15 protein-coding genes are annotated in these 15,287 nt (G+C 50.0%); 7 read left to right on the top strand and 8 right to left on the bottom strand.

Going from position 1 to position 15,287, the window contains the following annotated elements:
* Nucleotides 1-59 precede the first annotated feature (59 nt).
* Nucleotides 60-167, top strand: a complete 108-nt coding sequence (gene yoaI, locus NA330_RS02505) for a small membrane protein YoaI (RefSeq protein WP_000272237.1) — start codon at nt 60-62, stop codon at nt 165-167.
* On the opposite strand, the gene NA330_RS02500 is transcribed toward yoaI, so the two are convergent.
* Nucleotides 164-682, bottom strand: a complete 519-nt coding sequence (locus NA330_RS02500) for a YbaK/prolyl-tRNA synthetase associated domain-containing protein (RefSeq protein WP_023893413.1) — start codon at nt 680-682, stop codon at nt 164-166. The genes yoaI and NA330_RS02500 overlap by 4 nt on opposite strands.
* A 49-nt stretch (nt 683-731) precedes the next feature.
* A complete protein-coding gene (gene dgcJ / locus NA330_RS02495) occupies nt 732-2,225 on the bottom strand; it encodes a diguanylate cyclase DgcJ (RefSeq protein WP_023242003.1) in 1,494 nt (497 codons plus the stop codon).
* A gap of 294 nt (nt 2,226-2,519) precedes the next feature.
* Between dgcJ and NA330_RS02490 the strand changes: the two genes are divergently transcribed.
* Nucleotides 2,520-2,720: a hypothetical protein gene (locus NA330_RS02490; RefSeq protein WP_016705258.1), complete on the top strand. Its 201-nt coding sequence runs from the start codon at nt 2,520-2,522 to the stop codon at nt 2,718-2,720.
* 144 nt (nt 2,721-2,864) lie between these two features.
* Here NA330_RS02490 and NA330_RS02485 read toward each other — a convergent pair whose 3' ends face one another.
* Together NA330_RS02485 and yeaG are read right to left on the bottom strand one after the other, a co-directional pair.
* On the bottom strand, nt 2,865-4,151 hold the full coding sequence (locus NA330_RS02485; protein WP_000219714.1) for a YeaH/YhbH family protein: 1,287 nt from the start codon (nt 4,149-4,151) through the stop codon (nt 2,865-2,867).
* Nucleotides 4,152-4,273: 122 nt separating this feature from the next.
* Nucleotides 4,274-6,208 (bottom strand): protein kinase YeaG, encoded by a 1,935-nt coding sequence (yeaG, locus tag NA330_RS02480; protein WP_001518010.1) that lies wholly within the window; start codon nt 6,206-6,208, stop codon nt 4,274-4,276.
* Nucleotides 6,209-6,635: 427 nt separating this feature from the next.
* Between yeaG and NA330_RS02475 the strand changes: the two genes are divergently transcribed.
* The 3 genes from NA330_RS02475 (at nt 6,636) to NA330_RS02465 (ending at nt 9,822) form a co-directional block, all read left to right on the top strand.
* Complete coding sequence (locus tag NA330_RS02475) at nt 6,636-7,382, top strand: MipA/OmpV family protein (RefSeq protein ID WP_000163762.1); 747 nt, start codon at nt 6,636-6,638, stop codon at nt 7,380-7,382.
* A 289-nt stretch (nt 7,383-7,671) separates the two neighbouring features.
* The gene (locus NA330_RS02470) at nt 7,672-8,868 is read left to right on the top strand and encodes an anaerobic sulfatase maturase (protein ID WP_023242004.1); all 1,197 of its coding nucleotides are present in this window, start codon (nt 7,672-7,674) and stop codon (nt 8,866-8,868) included.
* Nucleotides 8,869-8,964: 96 nt separating this feature from the next.
* On the top strand, nt 8,965-9,822 hold the full coding sequence (locus tag NA330_RS02465; protein ID WP_023242005.1) for an aldo/keto reductase: 858 nt from the start codon (nt 8,965-8,967) through the stop codon (nt 9,820-9,822).
* Between the two features lie 98 nt (nt 9,823-9,920).
* Here NA330_RS02465 and NA330_RS02460 read toward each other — a convergent pair whose 3' ends face one another.
* Together NA330_RS02460 and gapA are read right to left on the bottom strand one after the other, a co-directional pair.
* Nucleotides 9,921-10,805 (bottom strand): D-hexose-6-phosphate mutarotase, encoded by an 885-nt coding sequence (locus NA330_RS02460; RefSeq protein WP_000608662.1) that lies wholly within the window; start codon nt 10,803-10,805, stop codon nt 9,921-9,923.
* A gap of 334 nt (nt 10,806-11,139) precedes the next feature.
* A complete protein-coding gene (gene gapA / locus NA330_RS02455; RefSeq protein ID WP_000153505.1) occupies nt 11,140-12,135 on the bottom strand; it encodes a glyceraldehyde-3-phosphate dehydrogenase in 996 nt (331 codons plus the stop codon).
* A 341-nt stretch (nt 12,136-12,476) separates the two neighbouring features.
* Here gapA and msrB point away from each other — a divergent pair, with 341 nt between their 5' ends.
* Together msrB and NA330_RS02445 are read left to right on the top strand one after the other, a co-directional pair.
* Nucleotides 12,477-12,890 carry a peptide-methionine (R)-S-oxide reductase MsrB gene (gene msrB, locus NA330_RS02450; protein WP_001519539.1) on the top strand — a complete coding sequence of 138 codons (414 nt, stop codon included), beginning with the start codon at nt 12,477-12,479 and terminating at the stop codon, nt 12,888-12,890.
* Nucleotides 12,891-12,931: 41 nt separating this feature from the next.
* Entirely contained in the window at nt 12,932-13,210 is a 279-nt protein-coding gene (locus NA330_RS02445) for a YeaC family protein (RefSeq protein WP_001046864.1), read from the top strand.
* A gap of 351 nt (nt 13,211-13,561) precedes the next feature.
* On the opposite strand, the gene pncA is transcribed toward NA330_RS02445, so the two are convergent.
* A complete protein-coding gene (gene pncA, locus NA330_RS02440; RefSeq protein ID WP_000184707.1) occupies nt 13,562-14,218 on the bottom strand; it encodes a bifunctional nicotinamidase/pyrazinamidase in 657 nt (218 codons plus the stop codon).
* 26 nt (nt 14,219-14,244) lie between these two features.
* Complete coding sequence (gene ansA / locus NA330_RS02435) at nt 14,245-15,261, bottom strand: asparaginase (RefSeq protein ID WP_001170134.1); 1,017 nt, start codon at nt 15,259-15,261, stop codon at nt 14,245-14,247.
* Between the last annotated feature and the right edge of the window lie 26 nt (nt 15,262-15,287).

The raw sequence follows: 15,287 nt of genomic DNA, 5'->3' as shown, positions 1-15,287 counted from the left end.
TCAACGCCGCGTATTGCTAACAGGTGAACCGTCATTGTTGTCTTCCTGAGGATACAATTATGTACGATCCACCGTTTCTTGAAGCGCTGATGATTACGGCGTCGTTTTTCGCCATTTTTATCATTATCGTTGTGTCGGTATTGCTCCTTGAAGAGGGAGGGGACTAAGCCGTTGGCGATGACTGAAAGCGGCGGAAGACTGCCAGTTCTGGTCGGGCGATGCGCAGATAGTCCTGTGTATTCATAATGACTGATTTTTCCAGCAGGCCGGCATTAAAGGCAATTTCATCGAAACGCTCAAACAGGAGCGGATCGGCGACCAGTTTCAGATTAGGGTGAAAACTGAAAGGCGGGATCGCGCCAAAAACGCAGCCGGTCAGCATATCGACTTCCGCCGGGCTGGCAAGGGAAGCGCGTAAGCCGCCCAGATGTGAAGCAAGCTGAGAGAGGTCGGCTTGCTGATCGGCCGCCAGAATAGCAAGAACGTGCTGGTTGACGCCGTTGCCTTTGACTTTACAGACCAGCGCTTTTGCGCCCTGGCCCAGCGCAGTACCGCGTATTTCAGATACCGCTTCACATTTTCCTACCGCTTCATGGCTAACCACACGATAGCGCGCGTTCTCCTGCGTTAATAAAGCCACTAAACGTTGGTGTGTAGCGACACCCTTCGCGACTTCAGTCATTTCGGCCATTTCTCACTCCTGGTGCAATATGAACATTTACTGCGAAGCACTATGATGAACGATGTTGTTTTTGTTGTTTGTTCAGATAGAGCTGCGCATCGGAAGCCTGGTAGGCATCATTAATCGTATCATTGGGCTGCATATTATAAATCCCGGCAGAAAAATGGACTGTCTTATCCGGTGCGATAATTTGCAGGTTACGAATAATACGCTCCGGCAGATGGATAGCCAAATCCGCCGCGTAATCAACAAGAATAATACAGAACTCATCGCCGCCGAGGCGAATGGCGTAATCGCTTTTACGAATCGATGTTTTAATCGCTTTCGCCAACAGGGTTATAATTCGGTCGCCTTCCTGGTGCCCCTGGGTATCGTTGATCAGTTTTAACCTATCGCAATCAATAGCGACAAATGTCACCGGCGTCCCGGTATTGACCAGGCGTTGCAGTCGCTGTTCCAGCTCCGGTGTTAATATTTTACGGTTGTAAAGCCCGGTCATGGCATCGCTAATATTTTCGCGTGTGACGTTACGATAAAGCCGAAAGTGCATCCGTACCATATTAAGCAGGAGCGCCGTTGCCAGTAAGTAAAAGGCCAGCGCTTTCCAGGACGAGACAAGGAAATAGGTTAAATCAAGGGACAACGAAACGCGCAGTCCACCCGGGATATCATGGCTATAATTCACATATTGAAACAGATTATTTTTGCTTTGATTAATAATAATTTCTTTTCCGGAGTCCATATCCTTTAGTGTTACGTTAAGATAACGCCAAACCAGCGGGCGGTCCTGGGTATAAAAAATATTTTTTAAATTATCCTGGTTAACATCCACCATCACGATACCTTTTAACGCTCCCGCCAGATAGACTGGCGTTAAAAAGCTCATGACGTTTTCCTGGGTAATATCATCCATGTAAATACTTGAAATAACCGTACGGCCGGTAAAAAGTTTATCTATATCTTTTCTGTTAATACCCATTGTGCCTTTTTGTAAAAAAGTCCAACGATGCATGGCGAAGCGCCGTGAGTTGATTAAATCATAGAAATAGACATAATGTTTATTTAAATCAACGTAATAACGGAATTTAAGCTCCAGTGTGCCCAGCCCGTGACTGTGGTCGTCCTGCGAACGGTTGATGCTTACCGCCTGATCAAATGCAGGCAGTAAAAGGGCGTCATCAAGATTATCGGTACATTGTGTAGCGGCAGTTTGCAGGGTGCCATGTAGCGCCGGGTAATTATGCCGGGTCAGGTTGACGCCGTGCGTACCGTTAATAGCCTCAAAGGCGTCGCAAAACGCGCGGCGTTTTTCTGCGGTGACGGGGTCTCCCGGCGCTTCAAAAGTTCGCATCAAATGTGCGGCGATGCTTTGATTCTGGTACTTATCGTACAAAAACGACGAATCGGCTCTCTCCATGATATAACGCATATAGGCATTCATTGCCCTGTCGCTGGCAATAAGTTCGTAAATCAGGAAGGACGATGTCAAAACGATGACGCTTGCCGAGATAAAGTGCCTGAGCGCTTTATGATGCAAATTCATGATGAACTACAGCCCTGAAAGTCGGATGCGTTAGTTTACCATAGCGATGAGAATTCCTCTAATAGACTGTTTAAAAATAAAACGTGTTGATGTTATGGAATAAAAATCATTCTCGGTTTAATAAACCAATTAATACGCTTTGTTTATATTTTCAGGTGTGACTATTGTGATAAAAACTAAATTTTTAACCAACAATACTGATCTATTTGTGACAAAAAGAAAATAACCTTTATTATGATGATGAAAGGAGTGTGAAGTGGTAAGGATAATAATTTACTTCCGTTCTGAGGCTCTATGAAACGATTTAAAGAGATGGCTGTGATTTTATTTTTTGCATTACTGGCAGCAGGTTTTACGTCGTCGGCGATGGCGGATGATCCTTTTTCACATGTTTTGGATCATGTTTTTGATAAAGTCCCTGCCTGTCACATTGTTCCTCCTGGAGTGGGGCAACCAGGACATTTGGGGCCTTGGTCTTGGCCTTGGTGTTATTAACATGATGGAATTCTATTAATGGGTTAAATTACCCGATATGCTGGAATACCTTCATTCAGACTATTCGTAGGTAATTGCTTCAGTCATAAAAACCGAACACCAGGCTTATTAAAACCCGCCCGACATATGAACGGGCGGATTTATTTATGCGCTTTGATTGGCGCTCTGTTTCTGAAACAATTCGCGGAATACCGGATAAATATCCTCCTGATCGCGAATATGCTGCATGGCGAAGTTATCGAACGTCGCCTGCAGATGTTCATACTCGCGCCATAAGGTCTGGTGGGCGCGGCGGGTAATCTCGATATAGCTGTAATAGCGCACTACCGGCAGCAGTTTTTTCGCCAGAATCTCATGACACAGCGGTGAATCGTCGGCCCAGTTATCACCGTCTGACGCTTGCGCCGCATAGATGTTCCACTGCCCCGGGTCGTAGCGCTCTTTAACCACTTCATCCATGAGTTTAAGCGCGCTGGAGACAATCGTCCCGCCGGTCTCTTGCGAATAAAAGAACTCATGTTCGTCCACTTCCTTCGCCTGGGTATGGTGGCGGATATAAACCACTTCTACGTTCTTATACGTTCGGCTCAAAAACAGATAGAGCAGAATGTAAAAACGCTTGGCCATATCTTTGGTTGCCTGGTCCATCGAACCCGAGACGTCCATCAGACAGAACATCACCGCTTGGCTGGAGGGCTCAGGCCGTTTTTCATAATTTTTATAGCGTAAATCAAAGGTGTCGATAAACGGCACTCGCTCGATTTTAGCCCGTAGTTCGGCAATCTCCCGACGTAACCGCTCCTCTTCAAGCAGTTGCGCTGGTTCGCTATGGCTGATGGTCTCCAGTTCCGTTTCCAGCGCGTGCAGTTCGCGGCGTTTTCCTGCCGTCATTGCTGTACGGCGCGCCAGAGAGTTTTGTAGCGAACGTACCACGCTGATATTGGCCGGTACGCCGTTTGAGGTGAAACCGGCGCGGTGAGTTTTATACTCGTTAAGCTGGCGATGCTGGTTTTTCTTCAGATTAGGCAGCGCTAAATCTTCAAAGAGCAGATCCAGATACTCATCTTTTGAAATCTGAAAAACAAACTCATCCTGGCCTTCGCCGTCCTGGCTGGCCTGACCTTGACCGCTGCCGGAACCGCCGCCGCCACCGCCTTGCGGACGCTCAATGCGATCATTCTGGATAAAGTGATCGTTACCCGGATGGACGCGATGGCGCAGACCGCCGCGCCCCTGATGAAACATCGGTTCGCTAATATCATCGGTTGGAATAGAGACGGACTCTCCGCTGTCGACATCGGTCACAGAGCGTTTATTAATCGCTTCGGAAATCGACTGCTTAATTTGTGCTTTATAACGACGCAAAAAGCGCTGGCGATTCACCGTGCTTTTATTTTTGCCGTTAAGACGTCGGTCTATGAACCAGGTCATATGCCCCCCGTACTGCCAACTGAGCGCCTGTTCTGTCAGTGCCGGATAGCGCTAACGCTTAGCCAGTCTACAGAACATTACTTTGTAGGCCCGGTAAGCGCAAGCGCCACCGGGCATTAACATCACGACGATTTACGCACGCGCAGGTACCACTCACACAGCAAACGAACCTGCTTACGGGTATACCCTTTTTCCATCATCCGATCGACAAAGTCGTCATGCTTTTTCTGCTCGTCAGTCGACGTTTTGGCGTTAAAAGAAATGACCGGCAACAGCTCTTCAGTATTAGAGAACATTTTTTTCTCAATCACCGTGCGCAGCTTCTCGTAACTGGTCCAGTTTGGATTACGGCCGCTATTGTTGGCTCTGGCGCGCAGGACAAAGTTTACTATCTCATTACGGAAATCTTTCGGGTTACTGATACCCGCTGGTTTTTCAATTTTTTCCAGTTCGGCGTTCAGCGACTCGCGATCGAACAGTTGACCGGTATCCGGGTCGCGATACTCCTGATCCTGAATCCAGAAATCCGCATAAGTCACGTAACGATCAAAAATGTTCTGCCCGTACTCAGAATAAGATTCGAGATAGGCCGTCTGGATCTCCTTGCCGATAAATTCGGCGTATTTCGGGATCAGGTAGCCTTTCAGGAACTCCAGATAACGCTCAGCCTGCTCCTGTGGGAACTGCTCGCGCTCGATTTGTTGTTCCAGAACGTAGAACAGATGTACCGGGTTTGCCGCCACTTCCGCATGGTCGAAGTTGAATACGCGGGAGAGGATCTTAAAGGCGAATCGGGTGGAGAGACCGTTCATCCCTTCATCCACGCCCGCGTAGTCGCGATACTCCTGGTACGATTTGGCTTTGGGGTCGGTATCTTTCAGGCTTTCACCATCATAAACGCGCATTTTCGAGTAAATACTGGAATTTTCCGGCTCTTTCAGGCGGGAAAGAATCGAGAAGCGCGAAAGCGTTTCCAACGTGCCCGGCGCGCAGGGCGCATGAGCCAGCTCGCTATGATTAAGTAGTTTCTCGTAGATTTTGATCTCTTCGGAGATTCGCAGGCAATAAGGCACCTTCACGATATAGACACGGTCGAGGAACGCTTCGTTATTTTTATTGTTACGGAAAGTCACCCATTCAGATTCGTTTGAGTGGGCAAGTATGATGCCATTAAAGGGCAGGGCGGAAATACCTTCCGTACCATTGTAGTTACCTTCCTGAGTTGCGGTCAGCAAGGGGTGCAGCACCTTAATAGGCGCTTTAAACATCTCGACGAACTCCATGATCCCCTGGTTAGCGCGGCATAGCGCGCCAGAGTAACCATACGCATCCGGATCGTTCTGGGCGTGATGTTCGAGTTTACGAATATCCACCTTGCCGACCAGCGCCGAAATATCCTGGTTGTTTTCATCGCCGGGTTCCGTTTTGGCGATGGCAATCTGCTCCAGAATGGAGGGCCAGACTTTCACCACGCGGAATTTAGTAATATCGCCGCCAAACTCATGCAGGCGTTTGGCCGCCCACGGGGACATAATCGTACCGAGATAGCGGCGCGGAATACCGTACTCTTTTTCCAGAATCTGCGCGTCTTCCTGCGGATTAAACAGGCATAACGGATGATCGTTGACCGGACTACGCTCGCCGTTGGCGCTTAAAACATAAATTGGCACGCGCTGCATTAGCGATTTCAGCCGTTCAGCGAGCGATGATTTGCCACCCCCCACAGGTCCCAGCAAATAGAGAATTTGCTTCTTCTCTTCCAGCCCTTGCGCCGCATGTTTCAGATAAGAGACAATCTGTTCAATCGCGTCTTCCATGCCGTAAAACTCTTCAAACGCAGGATAGCGAGCAATAACCCGGTTGGAGAAGAGTCGGGAAAGTCGGGGTTCCTGGGCAGTGTCGACCATATTAGGCTCGCCGATAGCCATTAATAGCCGCTCTGCCGCGTTGGCATAAGCACTGCGATCTTGCCGACAAATGGTAAGAAAATCCTGCAGTGTGAACTCTTCGTCCTTGGCAGCTTCGTAACGCTGGCGATAGTGATCGAATATATTCATGATATGCCATCCTTTCGTTTTTTCGCACATGTTAAGAGCCGTTCATATGAATAGTAGAGGCTCCCGGAAGAGGTAGACTGAACGCCGTCTCTGCTAAGGAAAAAAAAAGCAACTCTCATGCCATTTTATTGGTCAGAAGATCAACGTGTCCGGTGATACACCTTCTTAACATTAAGCGTAGATGGCATTTGCAAAACTTGCCTGTACGCGCCAGTGGATTTCGATGACATATCAATAACTCATCAGGTAGAAAAGGCTGGTGGATATCAGAAAAAGCGTTCCCGGTCACATAACGATCATCAGCCGATCATCTGAAAATAATCGGTGGTGGTGATATTAAACGGTTACATTGTGTAAAATAGTTGGGCTTACAGGTATTGGCGGTTACACTTTTGCCGCAGAACATTTGAATAAGGAATTATGGATTGTGACCAAACTTAAACTTCTGGCTCTTGGCGTGTTTATTGCAACATCCGCCAGCGTCGCGCACGCTGAAAGCAACCTGACGTTGGGCGCAGGCGTTGGTGTGGTTGAACACCCTTATAAAGATTACGATAGCGATGTTTATCCGATACCGGTCATCGCTTATGAAAGCGAAAACTTCTGGTTCCGTGGTCTGGGCGGCGGGTACTACTTGTGGAATGACAATGCCGATAAGTTGTCAATCATGGCATACTGGTCCCCGATGTACTTCAAACCGGGCGACAGCGATGACCATCAGTTGCGTCGTCTGGACAGGCGTAAAAGTACTATGATGGCGGGCGTTTCTTACGCGCACCATACCCAGTATGGATTCCTGCGTACCTCACTGGCAGGGGATACGTTAGATAACAGTAACGGTATTGTCTGGGATCTGGCCTGGCTGTATCGGTATACCAATGGCGGGCTGACCTTAACGCCTGGTATCGGGGTTGAATGGAATAGCGAGAACCAGAACGATTACTATTACGGCGTATCACGTAAAGAATCTTCGCGTAGCGGCCTGCGCGGCTATAACCCGAACGATAGCTGGAACCCGTATCTTGAACTGAGCGCTAACTATAATTTCGCCGGTAACTGGAGCGTATATGGTACTGCGCGCTACACCCGCCTGTCGGATGAAATTACCGACAGCCCGATGGTGGATAAATCCTGGACCGGTATCCTTTCTACTGGCGTGACCTATAGATTCTGATTGATTGAATTTGCCGGAAAAACCATGACAAAGCCTGCGTTATGCGGGCTTTGTGCTGTCTGAAACGCGAACATGACGGCTTGCATAAATGCGCTGTTGACCGGGTATGGCGCAGCCTTATGTGATTTATACTTTGTTACATCAATTTAAAAAACTAGCCTTTTATATGAAAAATCCAGGTGATTACAACTGCGCTAACAATTAGCGTAATAATTGTTGCAATGCTGGCTGATATCGCCCTGTCACGTCCCGCTTATGCTATACCCATTCTTCACAGCGAGTAAGACGAATGAGCATAGTATTCAATACCGTAGCCAAGCCCAGCGGCAGTCTGTGTAACTTATCCTGCAAGTACTGTTTCTATCTTGATAAACCCCGGGGCCAGCGCGTCATGTCTGACGATGTGCTGGAGATGTATATCCGCCGGGTAATTGATGATACGCCATCATCAGAGGTCTCGTTTTGTTGGCAGGGGGGAGAGCCGACGCTATGCGGTCTTTCTTTTTACCAAAAAGTGGTGCGCTTGCAGCAACGCTATGCCAACGGCAAAACTATCTACAACAGTCTGCAAACCAATGGCGTATTAATCAATGAAGAGTGGGCGGCTTTCTTTGCGCAGCACCAGTTCCTGATTGGTATATCGATTGATGGGCCGCAAGTCGTTCATGATAATTACCGGAGAACGCCGTCAGGGCGGGCGTCTTTTTCCCGAGTCGTTAATGCTATCCGCCTTCTGCAGGCAAATGATGTCGAGTTCAACACACTCACTGTCGTGAATGATGCGTCATGCCGTCATGGCAACGCTATTTATCATTTTTTGACGCAGGAACTGGAAAGTAAACATCTGCAATTTATTCCCATTGTTGAGCCGCTCGCGCAAAAAGCGCAGCGTTCTTTGACGTTATCTGACAATGAGGATTCGCCTTCGCTGATGCCCTTTTCCGTCACGCCTGAAGGGTGGGGCGCCTTTATGTGCGATGTTTTTGATCAATGGATACGTCACGATGTCGGACGCATATTCGTACAGCTTTTTGACAACTTACTTGGCGTCTGGATGGGGGAGCCCGCCACGCTTTGTACGATGCAGTCGACCTGCGGACAAAGTTTGCTGGTGGAGCAGAATGGCGACGTGTTTAGCTGCGACCATTTTGTTTTTCCCGCCTATAAACTGGGCAATCTGCAGCAACACTCTTTAGAAGAAATGGCGGCCTCTCCTTTTCAGCAGCAGTTTGGCGCGGCTAAAGCAAACCTTTCCTCACGCTGCCAGAACTGTACGTGGCGCTTTGCCTGTCACGGCGGTTGTCCGAAACATCGAATTTGCATAAACGGCGGCGAACGGCAAAATTATCTCTGTAAAGGATATCTGGAGTTCTTTCAACATGTGACGCCCTATATGAATGTGATGCGTCAATTATTACTGAATCAGCGACCCGCCGCGCATATTACCCGCATCGTCGACATGATTGCGGATGACGTTCGTCAGTGACAAGAAAATCGCCCCCTTGCGCGGTATGATGCCGGACATTACCGTAGGGTCTAAGAGTCCTGTATTGTTTTACCGTCGAGTGACATTGAAAAGGAAATGAAATCAGTGAAAAACGTAACGTTTTGCGGGCAGGTGACGCTTCCTGCCATCGGACAGGGAACATGGTATATGGGCGAGCGCGCGGATCAACGTCAGCGCGAGGTTTCGGCGTTGCGCGCGGGGCTGGATTTGGGGTTACGCCTTATTGATACGGCGGAAATGTATGCCGACGGCGGGGCGGAAAAGGTCGTGGGCGAGGCGTTAGCAGGGCGACGCGATGAGGCATTTCTGGTGTCAAAAGTGTACCCGTGGAACGCTGGCGGCCAGAAGATAGTTGCCGCCTGTGAGGAAAGCCTGCGTCGTCTGAAAACAGATTATCTCGATCTCTATCTATTGCACTGGGCCGGAAGCTTTTCATTCGAAGAGACCGTTGAAGGTATGGAGCGGCTAATCGCGCAGGGGAAAATTCGCCGTTGGGGAGTCTCTAATCTTGATTATGACGATATGCAGGCGCTGTGGCGCATCCCTGGGGGACAGCAATGCGCGACAAATCAGGTGCTCTATCATCTGGCGTCACGCGGTATTGAGTATGATTTATTGCCGTGGTGTCAACAACAGCGAATGCCAGTGATGGCCTATAGCCCGCTGGCGCAGGCTGGCCGATTACGTAGCGGTTTACTGAATCATCCGGTGGTGAATGAAATTGCGCAAGCGCATAACGCTACGGTGGCGCAAATCTTACTGACGTGGGTGATTGCGCATCCGGGCGTGATGGCGATCCCGAAAGCCGGAAGTACAGAACACGTGAAGCAAAATGCGGCGGCGCTTGAGATCGCCTTGTCAGCAAACGAACTTGCCTTACTGGACAACGCCTGGCCTGCGCCAAAAGGGAAAACCGCGTTGGATATGGTGTGACGCCGGATAAAATGTGTAAGCGCCGCCATCCGGCAGGTTATGCCTGATGGCGGCTGACGCCTTTCAGATCCTATAGCACCGCCGTTATCCATTCACTTCTAGCGTTTAGCGACGCAGATAGTCTGCGCCAGACGAGAGGGTTTTTCTTCTGTGGCTTGTTGCGGCGCAGTAGCATAAACCGTTTCAACGCAGACAAACGTTTTATAGCCGTCATCCGGCATGTCGCCCATGCTGACGGACAACGCCGGGCCAGGGTTCCAGCCTACGACGTTAAGGTGATGGTGGTGGACCACATCAATCGTGCGGTTTAATGTCGCATCGTGGATCACGCTACATGCTTCAGGATTGAGGTAAACGCGATCGGTACGGTCCGGAAAGGTTTGTATACCGTCGGTCAGGACACCTTCTTTAGCGTCGTTAACTTTATCAATAAACCGATCGCCGAGTCCGCTGACCTTAACGTTGGCGATGTCGCCAACGTTAAAATAGCTGTGGAGCGCGGATGTGGTTGCAAACTCGCCATGCGCTTCCAGTTCAATTTCACAGGTTTTGCCCACTTTAAAACGTGCCAGCAGCGTGAAATCGTGCGGCCAGTATTTCCGGGTGGCCTCACTGCTTTGCAGCTCAAATGTCAGCATTACGCCATTATCATCTTCATTATGCGCTTTTAGCGCCCACGGAAGATTACGCGCAAAGCCGTGTGACGGCAGACCCTGTTGAGCCGCAGGTCCAAACCAGGGCCAGCAGATCGGTACGCCGCCGCGTAGCGCCACGCCGGTTTTGAAAGGCGTATTATTACTGAGCCACAATACCTCTTCCTCGCCAACGGGTTTCCAGGAGAGAAGGTGCGCGCCCTGTAATGCAAAAGAGGCTTTAACCTGCGGATGGTCAACGACGATCAGATCCAGGTCATCAAGCTGACGACGGGAAAGGACAGGGGTAAGCTGTTCGATAACCGGGAGGGCAAAAATTTTATTAATCATTACGCAATCCTCTTAACCCTAAATAATTCGAGTTGCATGACAAGGCGCTTGTGCCTTGACCAGTGCTTGCGCTGGCCCGTAGAGGCGAGGCCGCAGGCCGAGTAACGCGGCAAGTGAAAGACAAATTCATCGGGAACGAATTTGAACAACCGTAGGTCATCTCCGGCCAGGGACATGGACATCCCTGATTCATCCCGATAAGTTCGACTTCCGTCAGTGATTCGGGTGAGAAAGCATAGCCAACACACCTGCAACTTGAAGTATGACGGGTATATCTTTAAGCAAAAAAAAGAGCGACCTGAGTCGCTCTTACCAATGACTGTGTCATCTCAACTTATTTGGAGATGTGAGCAATCAGGTCCAGTACTTTGTTGGAGTAACCGGTTTCGTTATCGTACCAGGAGACCAGTTTCACGAAGTTGTCGTTCAGCGCGATGCCTGCTTTAGCATCGAACACGGAAGTGCATACTTCGCCGTTGAAATCGGTAGATACAACGTCGTCTTCGGTGTAACCCAGAACGCCTTTCATTTCGCCTTCGGCAGCAGCTTTAACAGCAGCTTTGATCTGCTCGTAGGTAGCCGCTTTTTCCAGACGAACGGTCAGGTCAACAACGGATACGTTCGGAGTCGGAACGCGGAACGCCATACCAGTCAGTTTGCCATTCAGTTCTGGCAGTACTTTACCTACCGCTTTAGCAGCGCCAGTAGAGGACGGGATGATGTTCTGAGATGCGCCGCGGCCGCCGCGCCAGTCTTTGTGAGACGGACCGTCAACGGTTTTCTGGGTTGCGGTAGTCGCGTGAACAGTAGTCATCAGACCTTCGATGATGCCGAAGTTGTCGTTGATAACTTTAGCCAGCGGCGCCAGGCAGTTGGTGGTGCAGGAAGCGTTGGAAACGATGTCCTGGCCTTCGTATTTGTCAAAGTTAGCGCCTTTAACAAACATTGGGGTGTTGTCTTTAGACGGACCCGTCAGAACCACTTTTTTCGCGCCAGCGGTGATGTGTTTACGCGCGGTTTCGTCAGTCAGGAAGATACCGGTAGCTTCAGCCACTACGTCAACACCAACTTCGTCCCATTTCAGGTTAGCCGGATCGCGTTCAGCGGTAACACGGATTTTTTTACCGTTAACGATCAGATGACCGTCTTTCACTTCAACAGTACCGTCGAAACGGCCGTGAGTGGAGTCATATTTCAGCATGTATGCCATGTACTCTGCGTCTAACAGGTCGTTGATTGCAACGATCTCGATGTCAGAACGTTTCTGAGCAGCACGGAAAACAATGCGACCGATACGGCCAAAACCGTTGATACCTACTTTGATAGTCATATATTCCACCAGCTATTTGTTAGTGAATAAAAGGTTGCCTGTAAAATTACAAAAACCTTACGCAGCGTCAAGCGGAATCGTGTCAATCATTGCGACAAATCAATCCTCTGCACAACCTTTGCGCGGCTGATTCGCCTCACTCTTCCTTTCGGCTTGAAACCACATGGGGGCGCCGCCCCGAATTTTAAAGGGCAACCGAGATAATAATGTGACATCAGTCACGATTCGTGAGCCGCCATTTCGCAATGATCAAGTTTAGAACAAAAGTTGGTACTGAGGTGTTAATGTTTTGTTAGAATCGGTCAGGCAATGTGAGCACGTTTAAAGTGAGATGTGAGCAAATGGCTAACCAACCTTCAGCAGAAGAACTCAAGAAAAAATTGTCCGAAATGCAATTCTATGTGACGCAGGATCGTGGCACAGAACCGCCATTTACCGGACGCCTGCTACATAATAAACGCGATGGGGTTTATCACTGCCTGGTTTGTGATACGCCGCTTTTTCACTCCCACACCAAATACGATTCAGGCTGCGGCTGGCCTAGCTTTTACCAGCCTGTCAGCGAAGAGGCGATTCGTTACATAGACGATTTTTCTCATGGAATGCAGCGTGTCGAAATTCGTTGCGGTAACTGCGATGCGCATCTCGGACACGTTTTCCCGGACGGGCCGCAGCCAACCGGTGAGCGCTATTGCGTTAACTCGGCCTCGCTGGCCTTTTCTGACGAGAAAAACGGCGATCAACTGAAAGGCTGAAAAAACGATTCAGCAAATTATTCCACAGGAGCGGACACATCATGAATCTTGATGAGATCATTAACAGCATGACGCCGGAAGTGTATCAACGTTTATCCACCGCCGTTGAGCTGGGTAAATGGCCGGATGGCGTGGCGTTGACGCCGGAACAGAAAGAAAACAGCCTGCAACTGGTGATGCTATGGCAGGCGCGGCACAATACCGAAGCGCAACATATGACGATCGATACTCACGGTCAGATGGTGATGAAAAGCAAGCAGCAGCTCAAAGCGGATTTCGGTATTACGTCAAAGCCGATTGCGACATTGAAAATGCAGTAACGGGGAGCCGGATAAGAGGTAGTCGCCATTCGGTGGTTTAATTGCCAATGCGTTGTGCTTACCGGGCCTGCTCATTGCTGCCAGGCACAGGCCCACCATATTTTTACCCATTACGCTTAATGTCCAGCGAGTCCGCCAACTGTGTCGCTAACTGATTATTGTCATCGGCGGCCTATTCCCGGAACATTGCGCCGGCCAGCCCGCGCTTTTTAATCTGTTTCGTTAGAAGCGCTCTCCAGCCTGCGTTGAGCTTTGCCTGGTAGCGACGCTGACGTGACGTATCCGGCCCAAAGATCTATGCAATGGTCTCACCGTTGCGTGATGTATTGACCGGATACGATACCTGCTCCGCTACCTGGCGACAGCCTGGCCCTGCGTCTCTTCCCAGTCTGCCAGCGTATACAGCGTCGCGCCTGCCGCCGCCATCTCCATAAACGCGTGTGCGCTATCCTGCGGGTGAATATTCACGCCGCGACAGCCATCGGTGATAACGTTAACGGCATAGCCCAACTCTAGCGCATCCAGCACCGTAAATTTTACGCAGTAATCGGTCGCCAACCCCATCACGATAAGCTCGGTAACGTCATGCTCGCGAAGCCAGGTATCAAGGGTAGTTTTCTGCCGATGTTCGTTGTCAAAAAACGCACTGTAGCTATCAATCAGCGGGTTTTCACCCTTATAGATGCAGGCGTCAATCGCATGTTGGTTAAGCAGGGGATGTAACGCCGCGCCGTCGGTATGTTGAACGCAGTGATCCGGCCAGAGCGTTTGCGGCAGCCCGTCCAGCTTTCCCTGACTATAGGGTTCCGCCTGATGCTGGCTGGCGAAGCTGCCATGCTGCGCGGGATGCCAGTCCTGGCTGGCCAGCACCGGAATCTGCCGGGGCTGGCACCAGTCAATAAGAGCGTTGGCGATGTCGATGGTGCTGTCGCCTTCCGCTACAGCCAGCGCGCCGCCGGCGCAAAAGTCATTTTGCAAGTCGACCAGTAATAAGGCCCGGTTTGTCATTATCTTCTCCTTGTCGTCGGGATTTTTTAATCATCCGGCGTCAATTCACCACGCAAGTTTTGCGCCATCGCGCTACGAATCGCCTGAGTGTCCAGACCCTGGCTTAACAAATAATGCAGTTTGGTTAAGGTAGCTTCGACGGTCATATCGGCACCGCCAATCACGCCAGCGTGCGCCAGCGCATTACCGGTAGCGTACCCGCCCATATTGACTCGCCCTGACATGCATTGCGTCAGGTTAACCACCACGATGCCGCGCGAACTGGCCTCTTTCAGCTCCTGTAAAAACGCTTTATTTTGCGGCGCGTTGCCTACGCCATAAGAGCGCAGAATCAGCGCTTTTACCGGCTGACGCAGAAAGTTACGTACTACCTCGGCGGAAATCCCCGGATAAATCGTCACTACGCCTATCGGCTGCGGCGTAATAGGGTGAACGATTAATTCACCAGAACCGTAGGGCGCGGGAGGCGTATTTAAACGACGAATGTGAATTCCTGCTTCCAGCAAGGGCGGCAGATTGGGAGAGGCAAAAGCGTCAAACCCATCCGCATGGGCTTTGGTCGTGCGATTACCGCGGAACAGACGATTATTAAAAAACAGCGTTACTTCATTAATAGGGTAGTTGGCGGCGACATAAAGCGCATTCAGCAAATTAATTTGCCCGTCGGAACGCAGCTCAGCCAGCGGAATTTGTGACCCTGTCACAATAACCGGTTTACCCAGATTTTCCAGCATGAAAGAGAGCGCCGATGCGGTAAACGCCATCGTGTCGGTGCCGTGCAGAATAACAAAACCGTCATACTCATCGTAGTGCGCTTTGATATCTGCAGCGATATGCTGCCAGTCTTCCGGCGTCATATCTGATGAATCCATCAGCGGGGCATATTCATGGATGGTAAAATCCGGCATCTCCGGGCGGTGGAATTCCGGCATCAGCGCCAGCTGACGCTGAAGGTGCCCGGACACCGGGATATACCCTTTATCTGAGCGCTGCATACCGATAGTGCCGCCGGTATAGGCAACGTAAATTGATTTCTTTTGCATGATAATGTTCAGTCGTGTCGCGAAGG

Source organism: Salmonella sp. NW722, from assembly GCF_051702785.1.
GTDB classification, from domain to species: Bacteria; Pseudomonadota; Gammaproteobacteria; order Enterobacterales; family Enterobacteriaceae; genus Salmonella; species Salmonella enterica.
The sequence above is the reverse complement of the archived record's forward strand: the minus strand, read 5'-3'. Positions and strand labels throughout refer to the sequence as shown.

Excerpts from the sequence above, each read along its gene's own strand:
- yoaI (WP_000272237.1), top strand. The coding sequence starts at position 60 with ATGTACGATCCACCGTTTCTTGAAGCGCTGATGATTACGGCGTCGTTT.
- NA330_RS02500 (WP_023893413.1), bottom strand. The coding sequence starts at position 682 with ATGACTGAAGTCGCGAAGGGTGTCGCTACACACCAACGTTTAGTGGCT.
- dgcJ (WP_023242003.1), bottom strand. The coding sequence starts at position 2,225 with ATGAATTTGCATCATAAAGCGCTCAGGCACTTTATCTCGGCAAGCGTC.
- NA330_RS02490 (WP_016705258.1), top strand. The coding sequence starts at position 2,520 with ATGAAACGATTTAAAGAGATGGCTGTGATTTTATTTTTTGCATTACTG.
- NA330_RS02485 (WP_000219714.1), bottom strand. The coding sequence starts at position 4,151 with ATGACCTGGTTCATAGACCGACGTCTTAACGGCAAAAATAAAAGCACG.
- yeaG (WP_001518010.1), bottom strand. The coding sequence starts at position 6,208 with ATGAATATATTCGATCACTATCGCCAGCGTTACGAAGCTGCCAAGGAC.
- NA330_RS02470 (WP_023242004.1), top strand. The coding sequence starts at position 7,672 with ATGAGCATAGTATTCAATACCGTAGCCAAGCCCAGCGGCAGTCTGTGT.
- NA330_RS02465 (WP_023242005.1), top strand. The coding sequence starts at position 8,965 with ATGAAATCAGTGAAAAACGTAACGTTTTGCGGGCAGGTGACGCTTCCT.
- NA330_RS02460 (WP_000608662.1), bottom strand. The coding sequence starts at position 10,805 with ATGATTAATAAAATTTTTGCCCTCCCGGTTATCGAACAGCTTACCCCT.
- gapA (WP_000153505.1), bottom strand. The coding sequence starts at position 12,135 with ATGACTATCAAAGTAGGTATCAACGGTTTTGGCCGTATCGGTCGCATT.
- msrB (WP_001519539.1), top strand. The coding sequence starts at position 12,477 with ATGGCTAACCAACCTTCAGCAGAAGAACTCAAGAAAAAATTGTCCGAA.
- NA330_RS02445 (WP_001046864.1), top strand. The coding sequence starts at position 12,932 with ATGAATCTTGATGAGATCATTAACAGCATGACGCCGGAAGTGTATCAA.
- pncA (WP_000184707.1), bottom strand. The coding sequence starts at position 14,218 with ATGACAAACCGGGCCTTATTACTGGTCGACTTGCAAAATGACTTTTGC.
- ansA (WP_001170134.1), bottom strand. The coding sequence starts at position 15,261 with ATGCAAAAGAAATCAATTTACGTTGCCTATACCGGCGGCACTATCGGT.